This is a genomic window from Mycobacterium liflandii (assembly GCF_022354805.1).
Lineage (GTDB): Bacteria > Actinomycetota > Actinomycetes > Mycobacteriales > Mycobacteriaceae > Mycobacterium > Mycobacterium marinum.
Genome location: NZ_CP023138.1, coordinates 3,131,621 through 3,143,836 on the forward strand (window position 1 = coordinate 3,131,621; position 12,216 = coordinate 3,143,836).

7 protein-coding genes and 1 pseudogene are annotated in these 12,216 nt (G+C 65.6%); 5 read left to right on the top strand and 3 right to left on the bottom strand.

Going from position 1 to position 12,216, the window contains the following annotated elements; genetic code table 11:
- Nucleotides 1–278 precede the first annotated feature (278 nt).
- The 4 genes from CKW46_RS14100 (at nucleotide 279) to CKW46_RS14115 (ending at nucleotide 4,188) form a co-directional block, all read left to right on the top strand.
- On the top strand, nucleotides 279–1,229 hold the full coding sequence (locus CKW46_RS14100; protein ID WP_015355482.1) for a sterol desaturase family protein: 951 nt from the start codon (nucleotides 279–281) through the stop codon (nucleotides 1,227–1,229).
- A 120-nt stretch (nucleotides 1,230–1,349) separates the two neighbouring features.
- Nucleotides 1,350–2,018, top strand: coding sequence for an Rv1815 family serine proteinase (locus CKW46_RS14105; protein ID WP_117435358.1), 669 nt, complete (start codon nucleotides 1,350–1,352; stop codon nucleotides 2,016–2,018).
- Between the two features lie 191 nt (nucleotides 2,019–2,209).
- Nucleotides 2,210–2,710, top strand: a complete 501-nt coding sequence (locus CKW46_RS14110) for a VOC family protein (protein ID WP_117435357.1) — start codon at nucleotides 2,210–2,212, stop codon at nucleotides 2,708–2,710.
- The gene (locus CKW46_RS14115; protein ID WP_015355485.1) at nucleotides 2,707–4,188 is read left to right on the top strand and encodes an FAD-binding protein; all 1,482 of its coding nucleotides are present in this window, start codon (nucleotides 2,707–2,709) and stop codon (nucleotides 4,186–4,188) included. The genes CKW46_RS14110 and CKW46_RS14115 overlap by 4 nt, the downstream gene beginning before the upstream one ends.
- Before the next feature lie 45 nt (nucleotides 4,189–4,233).
- Here the strand turns inward: CKW46_RS14115 and CKW46_RS14120 are convergent, their stop codons facing one another.
- The 3 genes and pseudogenes from CKW46_RS14120 to CKW46_RS14130 form a co-directional block, all read right to left on the bottom strand.
- On the bottom strand, nucleotides 4,234–6,576 hold the full coding sequence (locus tag CKW46_RS14120) for a PE family protein (RefSeq protein ID WP_482053285.1): 2,343 nt from the start codon (nucleotides 6,574–6,576) through the stop codon (nucleotides 4,234–4,236).
- Between the two features lie 566 nt (nucleotides 6,577–7,142).
- The gene (bacA, locus tag CKW46_RS14125; RefSeq protein ID WP_117436714.1) at nucleotides 7,143–9,062 is read right to left on the bottom strand and encodes a vitamin B12 ABC transporter pemease/ATP-binding protein BacA; all 1,920 of its coding nucleotides are present in this window, start codon (nucleotides 9,060–9,062) and stop codon (nucleotides 7,143–7,145) included.
- Nucleotides 9,063–9,150: 88 nt separating this feature from the next.
- Nucleotides 9,151–10,353, bottom strand: a pseudogene (locus CKW46_RS14130) (ISAs1-like element IS2404/ISMul1 family transposase).
- Nucleotides 10,354–10,541: 188 nt separating this feature from the next.
- Between CKW46_RS14130 and CKW46_RS14135 the strand changes: the two are divergent.
- Nucleotides 10,542–12,194: an acetolactate synthase gene (locus tag CKW46_RS14135; RefSeq protein ID WP_240274887.1), complete on the top strand. Its 1,653-nt coding sequence runs from the start codon at nucleotides 10,542–10,544 to the stop codon at nucleotides 12,192–12,194.
- Nucleotides 12,195–12,216 lie beyond the last annotated feature (22 nt).

Below are 12,216 nucleotides of genomic sequence, written 5' to 3' on the forward strand. Positions count from 1 at the left end.
CAACAGATCCGGCACGTACCCGCCGCCGTGCAGACATAGCAGGTGAGGTTCGATCCCGCGTCCCCGGACAGTCGCGGGCTGACCTCATAGACCGTGGGTGGGCGGCCCAGCGGTCCAGCTCGGCAACCGGAAACAGTCGGCAGCGCTGACCGGAGGCGCGTAACAGAGCCGGTAGGGCATGCTGGGCTTGCGCGGCGGGCCGTCCATGGCGCTACCTCCACGATTGCCGGGCCTTTTGGCCCTGGGGCGGCAAACCGGATATCAGTAGTCTGTCTAACGTGAGTGCTCTACCAGGCTTCCTCGCCGTCTTGCCCGGCGAAATGCGCGATCCGGTGTTGTTCGCCATCCCATTTTTTCTGTTCCTGTTGACGGTCGAATGGGCGGCCGCTCGCAAGCTGGAAAAACTCGAGGCAGGCGCCACCGAAACACCGCGGCCGGTATCGGGCTCCTACCACACCCGCGATTCCGTCGCGAGCATCTCGATGGGCCTGGTATCACTGGTCACCATCGCTTTCTGGAAGACGCTGGCCTTGCTGGGTTACGCGGCCATCTACACCTATGTCGCCCCGTGGCATCTTTCGCCGGGGCGCTGGTACACCTGGGTCATTGCGATCGTGGGCGTCGACCTGCTGTATTACACCTATCACCGCATCGCTCACCGAGTCCGGTTGATCTGGGCCACTCACCAGGCACATCACTCCAGCGAATATTTCAACTTTGCCACCGCGTTGCGGCAGAAATGGAACAACAGCGGCGAGGTGCTCATGTGGGTTCCGTTGCCGCTGTTGGGGTTACCGCCCTGGATGGTGTTCTTCGGGTTTTCGGTGAGCTTGATCTACCAGTTCTGGGTGCACACCGAGCGAATGAACAAGCTGCCACGCTGGTTCGAGTTCATTTTCAACACTCCGTCGCATCACCGGGTGCACCATGGGATGGACCAGATGTACCTGGACAAGAACTACGGGGGCATCCTGATCATCTGGGACCGGCTGTTCCGCAGCTTCCAGGCGGAGACCGCTCGGCCGCACTACGGACTGACCAAACCGGTCGACACGTTCAACATCTGGAAGCTGCAGACGCGTGAGTATGTGGCGATTGCTCGCGATTGGCGATCGGCGACAAGGCTGCGTGACCGGCTAGGCTACGCGTTTGGGCCGCCGGGGTGGCAACCGTCGACGACGGCAACACCTCGGGCCGAGGATGCAGCCACTGTGACCACGTCTGGCTAGCGTCCGACTTAGCCGATGTAACGGCCGGGGGGCCGTTTACGAAAAGTTATTCGTCAAGTCGAGATACGCCGTAACGTCTAACTGTGGTCGGCATTGCGCCGGCCCCGAAGGGTAGATTCCATGGTTCGCCGCCTGGCATTGCGTGCTTTCGCCGTATCAGCCACGACCGCGGCCCTCGCGTTCGCGTGGGCGCCGGCCGCACGTGCCGAACCGCCGCTGGTGTTCCCCGGCATGGAGATCCACCAGGACAACCACGTCTGCACCCTGGCCTGGGTCGATCCCGCGATGCACATGGCCTTTACCGCGGGGCACTGCCGAGGCGACGGACCAGTCACCGACCGGGGCAACGCCATCATCGGGCAGCTGCGGGCCTTCCGCGACAACACACCCAGCGGTACCACGGTGGCCACCGATCAGACGATCGAAGACTACGAAGCGATCATGCTGGTTGATGGGGTGCGGATCAGCAACATCATGCCGGGGGGACGCCCCTTGACCTCAAACCCGGGTCTCGCGCTGCAACCTGGCCAAGCGGTCTGCCATTTCGGCATCACCACCGGGGAAACGTGCGGGACCGTCGAGAGCGTCAACAATGGGTGGTTCACCATGACCGGTGGCGTCGAAAGTCAGCGGGGTGACTCCGGCGGACCCGTCTACGTTGCCGGCGCAGGGCCAGGGCAGCTGGTGGGGATCTTTAACAGCATCTGGGGCGATTTTCCCGCCGCGGTCTCCTGGCAGCGCACCTCTGACGAGATGCGCCAGGATCTCGGAGTGCCGTTTGCCGGCTAAAACGCCCGCGGTCGCGATTCGGCCGGAATCCCGGAGTCGCTGACACCGCTGCGTCCGACCGACCACCTACCCGCGCCGCTCGCCGAATTAGAACGTGTTCACCTGGGCCCGGCGTTACCGCCACTAGTGACGATGGCAAAGTTCCTCTGCGCTCTTTCTGGGCTCAGCGGGCTGAGCTATCCTGCGAGACGATGAACCTTTCTGTCCGGTCGCCGACACAGATTGCGTGGGTCACCCCGGATCTGGATGCTACAGAAGCAGCGCTCACAGGCTTATTGGGCGCTCGCAAGTGGGTGCGGATACCCGATGTGCACTTTGCTCCGGACAGCTGCAGCTATCGCGGCAAGCCCGCCGACTTTGTCGCGAGTATCTCCCTGAGCTATCTCGGCGACATTCAGCTGGAGCTGATCTCTCCGGTCCGCGGAGAGAATATCTATAGTGACTTTCTGCGCGATTGCGGGCCGGGCCTGCATCACATCTGTCTGGAGGTCGAGGGCCCCGAGCAGCTTGAGATCGCACTGGCCGAGGCCGCTGACCACGGCGCCAGCGTGGTCCAGCGCGGCTCGATGCCGGGGGGAATTCAGTTCGCCTACGTCGCGGCACCACAGGCGGGGGTGCCGTTTGTGGAAATTGCGTACTTCTCGCCGGAAATCAAGGCGTTTTATGACTACATCAAACGGGAGCAGCGTTGAACACCGAGATACCAGCGACGGTTAGCTCAGACACGGTGACCTCATGGACGGATGACGTCGATGTGGTGGTAATCGGCTTCGGTATCGCCGGGGGATGCGCAGCAGTCGCGGCGGCCGCCGCCGGCGCCCGGGTGCTGGTGCTCGAACGTGCCGCCGCGGCGGGCGGAACCACATCGCTGGCCGGAGGGCATTTCTATCTGGGCGGCGGAACGGCGGTCCAGCAGGCGACCGGTCACTCGGACACACCCGATGAGATGTACAAGTACTTGGCTGCGGTGTCGCGCCAGCCCGATCACGCCAAGATTCGCGCTTACTGCGACGGTAGCGTCGAGCACTTCAACTGGCTCGAAGACCTCGGCTTTCAGTTCGAGCGTAGTTACTTTCCCGGGAAGGCGGTGATCCAGCCCAACACCGAGGGATTGATGTTCACCGGCAATGAGAAGGTTTGGCCCTTCTTCGAAAAGGCGGTGCCGGCGCCACGCGGCCACAAGGTGCCGGTTCCGGGTGACACCGGCGGCGCGTCGATGGTGATCGACCTGCTGCTCAAACGAGCCGCGAGCCTGGGGGTGCAGATCCGCTACGAGACGGGCGCCACCGAACTCATCGTGGCCGGCTCGGGAACGGCGGCCCGGGTAGCCGGAGTGATGTGGAAGCGGTTCACCGAAACCGGCGCGATCAAGGCGAAGTCGGTGATTATTGCTGCCGGGGGATTTGTGATGAACCCCGAGATGGTCGCCAAGTACACCCCGAAACTGGCCGAGAAGCCGTTCGTGCTCGGCAACACCTACGACGACGGGCTGGGCATTCGGATGGGGGTGTCGGCCGGCGGCGCCACCGAACACATGGATCAGATCTTCGTTACCGCTCCGCCGTACCCGCCATCGATCCTGCTGACCGGCGTCATCGTCAACAAGCTCGGACGGCGTTTCGTCGCCGAGGACTCATATCATTCCCGCACGGCGGGGTTCATCATGGATCAACCCGACAGCGCGGCCTATCTGATCGTCGACGAGGCACACCTGCAGCATCCCAAGATGCCGCTGGTTCCGTTGATCGACGGGTGGGAGAGCGTCGCCGAAATGGAAGCCGCACTTGGCATTCCGGACTGCAATTTGGTTGCGGCGCTGGATCGCTACAACACCTATGCCGCGCGCGGCGAGGATCCCGACTTTCACAAACAGCCGGAATTCCTTGCCCCCCAGGACAAGGGGCCATGGGGAGCATTCGACATCTCGCTGGGCAAGGCGATGTATGCCGGCTTCACCCTCGGTGGACTGGCCACATCGGTCGACGGCGAGGTGCTGCGAAGCGACGGGTCGGTGGTGGCGGGCCTATATGCGGCCGGCGCGTGCGCCTCCAACATCGCCCAGGATGGCAAGGGCTACGCGAGCGGTACGCAGCTGGGGGAGGGATCATTCTTCGGGCGCCGTGCCGGAGCCCATGCCGCGGCGCACGCGGGCGCCCGCGTGGCCCCCTAAGTCATCACGGCACATCGTGTCGATCGCCGCGGCCGTCCGGCACCGCTAGCTAGCCGCCGCCGGGAAATCCCCGCCGAGCAACACGATGTGCGTCATCGGAGGGGCGGCTTCGCCGTTGATGCCGTCTTCGCCGAGCAGCAATCCACGGCTGCCCCCGTCGCCGCCGATACCCGCGAGCACTCCGGAAGCGCCGTTGCCGCCGTTGCCGCCGGTGCCGATCAACACGGCGTCGCCGCCCTGGCCGCCGTCTCCGCCGCTGCCGCCGGCCGAAAGAAGGTCGCCTTGCCCGCCGGCGCCGCCCGCGCCGCCATCACCGACTATTTGTCCGCCGGAGCCACCGGTTCCGCCGGCGCCACCATCGCCGCTGGAACCGCCGCCGGCGCCACCGGACCCGCCCGACCCGAGCCACCCGGCATTCCCACCGGTTCCGCCGGTTCCGCCGCCGGTGCCGCCGAACCCGCCGAACCCGGCGTCGGAGAACAGCAAACCGGCATTGCCGCCGCGTCCGCCGGCACCACCAATACCCGTGCTGGTGCCGACTCCGCCCACCCCGCCGAACCCGCCGGTCCCGCCGCTGCCGAACAAGAACCCGCCGTTGCCGCCGGCACCGCCCGCGCCTCCGTCGGCGTTGAATCCCAGTTTCGCAATCCCGTCGCCGCCGCTGCCGCCCGATCCGCCCGGGCCGCCCAGCAGGCCGGCATTCCCGCCGGCCCCGCCGGCACCATCAATGCCGCCGGTGAATCCACCGGCCCCGCCGTCACCGCCGCCGGCGCCGAAAATCCCGCCGAACAGACCACCAGCGCCGCCGGCACCCCCAGCGCCTCCGGTGCCGCCGTCAACCAATGAGGGGGCGACTCCGCCGCCTCCGCCGGTCCCACCGGCGCCCAACAGTCCGCCGGCACCACCAGCCCCGCCCACACCGCCGCCGGCGCCGGCCCCGGCCCCACCGGCTCCACCAGCCCCGCCGTCGCCAAGCAGGAATCCACCGGCCCCGCCGAATCCGGGGTTGCTGATCCCCGTATTCGCGCCGGCACCGCCCGCACCGCCGGCACCCACCAGCCCGGCCGCACCGCCGGCACCGCCGGCGGCTCCCGGGGTCGCAGCGGCAGACCCCCCAGCTCCGCCGTCGCCGAGCAGCCAACCGCCCGGCGCGCCAGCCGCCCCGCTACCCGCGGAACCGGGCAGGCCGTTGCCGATCAGCGGGCGCCCGGTCAGCTCCTGCACGGGTGCGTTGATTGCAGCCAGCGCCTGCTGTTGCAGGGCGTGCACGGGGGAACTACCCGCCGGGGCGTTGAATCCGTCTGCGCCCAGCAGTAGCCCGCTGATTCCGCCGCCGCCATCACCACCCGGCGTTTCTCCTACTCCGCCGACTCCGCCGTTGCCGCCATTGCCGATCAGGACGCCATTGCCCCCGAGGCCACCGGCGCCACCATCATTGCCGCCCTGCCCGCCGGCGCCGCCTGCTCCGCCGTTACCCAATAGCTGTCCACCGCCGCCGCCCCGGCCGCCGGCGCCTCCATCGCTGATCGTGCCGAAGCCGCCGGCGCCGCCGGCCCCGCCGCCGCCCAGCCAGCCCGCGTCCCCGCCGGCGCCGCCCGCTCCGCCGTCGATCGAGCCGGCACCACCGACCCCGCCGGACCCGCCGCTGGAGAACATGAGTCCCGCGTTGCCCCCGGCCCCTCCGGCGCCCCCGTCACCGTCAAAGGCGTGACCGCCTGCCCCACCGGCGCCCCCGGTGCCGAAAAGCAGGCCTGCGTCCCCGCCGGCGCCGCCGTCACCACCCGAGTGACCGCCGGTTGCGCCCATGCCGCCGGCCCCACCGTCACCACCGGTTCCGCCGGTCAGGAAGCTCGCCCCACCGGCTCCGCCCACCCCGCCGGGGCCGAACAACAGCCCACCGGCCCCGCCGTCGCCGCCGGCCTGGCCGGCCGCACCCGAGCCGCCCGCACCACCGTTGCCGAGTAACCAGCCGCCGGCCGCCCCGTTTGCGCCGGTCCCGGGCACACCGTTGGCGCCGTTGCCAACCAACGGCCGCCCGGTCAAGTCCTGCACTGGTGTGTTGATGGCGTTGAGCGCAGTTTGCAGCGGGTCTTGCAGGAACGATGCGTTGGCCGCTTCGGCGCCGGAATAGGCTTGCGCACCGGCGGCGAAGACCCGCTCGAACTGGGCGTGAAACTCCGCGACTCGAGCGCTGATCTGTTGATACGCCTGACCGTGGCCGGAAAACAACGCCGCGATCGCCGCCGAAACCTCATCCTCAGCGGCAGCCACGATCCCCGTCGTCGACCCGGCCGCGGCCGTATTCGCGGCATCGATCACCGACCCGACACCAGCCAGATCGGCCGCAGCCTCCGCCACCATGTCCGGCACCGCCAGCACAAACGCCATCACGTTCTCCTCCCAGAACCAAATACCAATGAATCTCGCTGGATCGGCCAGAAAAACCTGCCGCTAACGAGGTTGGGTCGGGACATTACGCGACGGCATGCCAAAAATGTCCTAATTGGAAACCATTTTAATTGCGGGTTCGATGAATTGTTGAGACACGAATGACTTTCAGCGATATAGCGCAATAGGCGGATCGATCGAGGCAAGTTGATGCCCGAATATTCATCACACTCGGAATATCGCCCGGGTCAGTGTCGGTGCGCCATGCGCCCGGCCGCGGGTGGTCCAGTCAGGCTGCGGGAGAGTGGGTTCCAGTAGTATCGCGGCGGCCTGCCATGGTGGGCGATGACGAGAAGATAAACAATTCCTGACCGGTTGAATTAGCACCCCGAAGATGCCGATTGATTCACCGGATGGTGAGCCGTAGATTTATTGCCGGATGATATCCGCAATTGACGCCGAGGTCGGTGGCGGGCCATGAATTCGCCATGCAATAGCTCTGATGAATGGGACCGCTCGTCGGCTCTGGCGAAAAGGCTGCCGCTTCCGCCGGGAGCGGGGCGTCGTTAGGCCGGTGCCGGCTCCTGGTTCACCGGACCCAGCCGCCAAGGGCCGCCGCCGAGCAGTTCGAGCTGCTGGTTATGCAGTCGCTCCAGCGCGGGTCGATGGCTGACGCTGACCACAATGCAGTCCGGTAGCTCGTTGCGCAGTAACTCGTAGAGCGCGAACTCGAGACCGGTGTCCAGCGCCGACGTGCTTTCGTCAAGGAAGACGGCTTTGGGTTTGGTCAGCAGAATCCGGGCAAACGCCGCCCGCTGTTGCTCACCGGGAGAGAGGACTTTCGCCCAGTCGCGTTCTTCGTCGAGGCGGTCGCACAGCGGAGCCAGGGCGACCTTGGTCAGCGTGTCGCGCACAGCCTCGTCCGGGATGTCGTAAGGGGAATTCGGGTAGCACACCACGACTCGCAGCGAGCCCAACGGCACATAGGGCAGCTGCGACAAGAACATCGTGTCGTTGGCACCGTCTGGGCGGCTCAGAGTTCCCGAGGCGAACGGCCACAGCTCGGCCAGGCTGCGCAGCAACGTCGTTTTGCCAGAGCCCGACCGGCCGGTGATCACCAGTGAGTCGCCGCGGTCGAGCCGGACATCCAACGGGTCGATCAATCGATCTCCAGCGGGGGTGCGAACCTCAACATCGGTGAGTTCGACGGACTCGTCGCTGCTTGGCTTGGTCAATACCGCAGGCAGTGCGCGCCCCTTCTCGTTGGCATCGACCAAGCCGTGCAGACGGATGATCGCCGCCCGGAAAGAGGCAAATGCGTCATAGTTGTTACGGAAGAACGACAGCGAGTCGTGAATGTTGCCGAAGGCCGTGGCCGTCTGGCCGACGTCGCCGAAGTCGATCTGCCCCGCAAACAATCGCGGCGCCTGGATCACCCAGGGCAACGGCACGATGGTCTGGCTCACGGACAAGTTCCAGCCGTTGAACGCGATGCTGCGGCGGACATATCGGCGATAGTTGCGGATGACCGGTAGAAAGCGGCGCTCCAACTGTGCGCCTTCCACCCGCTCGCCGCGGTAGAAGCCCACGGCCTCGGCCGCATCCCGCAATCGCACCAGCGCGTAACGGAAAGCGGCATTGAGCTTTTCGTTACGGAAGCTGAGCCAGATCAGCGGCCGCCCGATGACGAACGAGATGATCGTTGCCACCAAGACGTAAATCAGCACGGTCCAGAACATCGCCCGCGGGAATGACAAGCCGAAGATATTCAGCGTGCCGGACAGGTTCCACAGAATCGCGGTAAAGGAAATCACCGAGATGATCGACTGCACGGCCCCGAACAGCAGCGTGCTGGCGGTCCCATTGGACGGCTGATTAGGTGTTCCCCCGGCGCCCGCGGTGAAGACGTCAATGTCTTGCTGAATACGCTGGTCGGGGTTGTCGATCGTTTCGTCGATGAACAGATCCCGGTAGTAAGCCCGACCTTTGAGCCAGTCCTTGGTGAGATGGTCGGTGAGCCACACCCGCCACGCGATGATGAAGCGCTGGGTCAGGTATATGTCGGCCATGACGCGGGCCACGTGTATTACTGCCATGACGCTGAAGACCCCGATGGACATCCAGAATCCTCGCACGCCTGAGCGTTTCACCGCTTCGTCACTGGCGGCGGTGCCCTGGAAGGCCTTCTGCAATGCGGTGTACATGTCATTGCCCTGGTAGCTGAACAGCACATTCAGTCGCACCGCCAGCACTACCGAAAACAACAGCACACCGAGCATCAACCACACGCGAATGCTTTTGGGGCCGATGAAGTACTCGGAGGTGATTCGCCAGAACTGCCGGCCCCACGGCGTGAAGAACTTGAAGAGGGCCAACGCGGCGATCACGCAGACGGCGCTGATCGCCCACGCTTTAGCCACCCAAAACACCGAATCTACGAATGCACTGGACCAGTCGATGGAGGGCGTAAACGGCTTCGGGCCCAAGATCGGTACTCCTCACGGTCGAGGTGTTGAGGTGATTGCTCAATACAAATCCTTCGGCGAAGGTACCCCAGGGCTCCGGCGTTGTTGATTAGCAGGCTTGTGAGCTGGGGAATTGTGGATTGAGGAGGTCTAGGCGGCGGTTGGCGGTCAAAGCGGTGATCCGGCAGGCTTCGGCGATGTTGTCGGCGCCGTTGAGGCGGTGCAGATTGATCGCGGTGTTGCGTAGCGTTGCTAGGACCTGTGCGCCGTTTCCGGTATGTGCCCTTTGACGGTCTTCGTCGAAGGTGACGTCGCGTATCCAGTGCAGGCTGTTCTCGATTCCCCAGTGTTGACGCATCCAGGTCATGATCGCGGTAGGGCGGGCGTGCTCGAACGGCAGGCTGCAGATGGCATAGACCACCTCCACGCTGCGCTGGTCGGTGGCGGTGATCAAGCGTTCACGAGTGATCCGGATGATTTGTTTTGCGTAGGGGAAGCCGATTCCTCGTACAGCGGTGATGATTTGCAGGGTGCGGGTCTCGACACGGCCGTGGCCGCGGGAGTCATCGGTAGCGGCTGCGGGCACCTCGGCCCAGGGCAGCGCGGTGATACGCGCAAGTATTTTGGCTTGGTTGGACTTGACGATCATCAGGTAGTGCGACTTCAAGGTGGCGCAGATCAACTTCGCGGTGACGACCTGGGTATGCATCGCATCCACGGTGACCAGCCACCGCAAGCTACCCGGCAGCAGCGTGAGCAGGGCACGTACGCAGGGAATTTCATTGCTTTTCTCGGCGACAGCGAGTTGACCGAGCACCAATCGGGCACGGTGGGCGAACACCGACACGAGATGCGTGGCTGTCGCTTTGGCGCGTAAAGCACCACGCAGCATCTTGCCGTCCAACGCGATCGGCACCAATCCACTGGGGTCGCTGCTGGCCACGTGTGCAGTGAAGTAACTGCCCATCCTGGCGTTGAGGTCGGCGGGGTCTAGCCGAGACAAAACAGCGCGGAAGGTCTTCTCACTGGGCCGCCGGAACCGGACCCCTAATTAGGCCAACACATCATCGGGAGCGGTGGCCGCCCATGTGGCAAAACCAGCATAGCCGCGCATCCCCGCGGCAGTGGCCAGAACCGCGATCGCCAACAAAGCCATCAGCGAATACCTCCGACCGCGTGGGTCCCTCGGGTCTGGCACCGAGGCCAACACATCGAGAAACTCCGATCCGATGAGCTCGCTGCGCTCACCAGGACTCCAGCGGTCGAACACCTCTGGAACCGACGACACAGGCAATACTGAAACGGTAGGCACGGGCAACTCCAGACCAACGACGAACAGTAACCAACTCGATCGTTCTCCAGATAGCCCGTGCCTACACTCCGGCCCCAATAGCGCGGCGCCAAAGATCATCAACCCAGCTCACAAGCCTGCTAATCAACAACGCCGGAGCCCTGGAAGGTACCCGAAGGAGGTGGCTAGGCTTCCCAAATATGACGGACATGAGCACCGACGCCGCCCCAGTCCAAACCGTTCATGCCGGCCGGCTTGTCGCCCGTAGGCTGCGCGCCAGCGGTGTCGACACCGTGTTCACCCTATCGGGCGGCCATCTGTTTTCGCTCTATGACGGCTGCCGCGACGAGGGCGTCCGGTTGGTCGATACCCGCCACGAACAGACCGCGGCGTTCGCCGCCGAAGGCTGGTCGAAGGTCACCAGGGTGCCGGGCGTGGCGGCGCTGACGGCCGGCCCCGGGGTCACCAATGGCATGAGCGCAATGGCCGCCGCCCAACAGAACCAGTCGCCACTGGTGGTCCTGGGGGGCCGGGCACCGGCAGGGCGATGGGGGATGGGCTCGCTGCAGGAAATCGACCACGTGCCGTTTGTGGCGCCGTTGACCCGCTTTGCCGCCACCGCCCAGTCCGCCGAGGATGCCGGTCTCCTGGTCGACCAAGCGCTGCGGGCCGCGGTGGGCTCCCACTCCGGGGTCGCCTTCGTCGATTTCCCGATGGACCACGTGTTTTCCATGGCACAAGATGACGGTCGGCCGGGCGTTCTGACCGAGCAACCGGCAGCCGCACAACACCCGGCCCCGAACGGCCGGGAAATCGATCGGGCCGCCGAGTTGCTCTCGCGGGCCCAGCGCCCGGTCATCATGGCCGGAACGAATGTCTGGTGGGGCCACGGGGAGCGCGCGCTGCTGCGCCTTGCCGAAGAACGGCAGATTCCGGTGCTGATGAACGGGATGGCGCGTGGCGTCGTGCCCGCCGACCATCCACTTGCCTTTTCGCGGGCCCGATCAAAGGCGCTGGGCGAGGCCGACGTCGCGCTGATTGTCGGCGTGCCGATGGACTTTCGTCTGGGCTTCGGCGGAGTCTTCGGGCCGCAGACCCAGCTCATCGTGGTGGACCGCGCCGAGCCCGAACGCCAGCATCCACGACCCATTGCCGCCGGCCTCTACGGGGACTTGAGTCAGATCCTGGCGGCGCTGACCGGACCTGATGCTGGTGACCATCAGAGCTGGATCCGCGAACTGCGCGACACCGAGACCGAGGCACGCGAACGGGAGAAGACCGAACTCGCTGAAGATCGGATCCCGCTGCACCCCATGCGGGTGTACGCGGAATTGGCGCCGCTGCTGGATCGCGATGCGATCGTGGTCATCGATGCGGGCGATTTCGGGTCCTATGCCGGGCGTGTCATCGACAGCTACCAGCCGGGCTGCTGGCTCGACAGCGGCCCGTTCGGCTGCCTGGGATCGGGGCCCGGCTACGCCCTGGCCGCCAAGCTGGCCCGGCCGGAGCGTCAGGTGGTGCTGCTGCAAGGCGACGGCGCATTCGGGTTCAGCGGAATGGAATGGGACACGTTGGTCCGCCACAACGTGCCGGTCGTGTCGGTGGTCGGCAACAACGGCATCTGGGGTCTGGAGAAGCACCCGATGGAAGCGCTCTATGGCTATTCGGTGGTGGCCGAGCTGCGCCCGGGAACCCGCTACGACGAAGTGGTACGCGCCCTGGGCGGCCACGGAGAGCTGGTGGCCGCGCCCGCTGAACTTCGTCCCGCGCTGGAACGCGCCTTCGCCAGCGGGCTTCCGGCCGTCGTCAACGTTCTCACCGACCCGAGCGTCGCCTACCCGCGCCGATCAAACCTGGCCTAGGCGGCTCGCCGCGCGTCGCGGG

What these genes read in the sequence shown, in the direction of transcription:
- CKW46_RS14105 (WP_117435358.1), top strand. Translation starts at nt 1,350, where the DNA reads ATGGTTCGCCGCCTGGCATTGCGTGCTTTCGCCGTATCAGCCACGACC.
- CKW46_RS14110 (WP_117435357.1), top strand. Translation starts at nt 2,210, where the DNA reads ATGAACCTTTCTGTCCGGTCGCCGACACAGATTGCGTGGGTCACCCCG.
- CKW46_RS14120 (WP_482053285.1), bottom strand. Translation starts at nt 6,576, where the DNA reads ATGGCGTTTGTGCTGGCGGTGCCGGACATGGTGGCGGAGGCTGCGGCC.
- CKW46_RS14135 (WP_240274887.1), top strand. Translation starts at nt 10,542, where the DNA reads ATGAGCACCGACGCCGCCCCAGTCCAAACCGTTCATGCCGGCCGGCTT.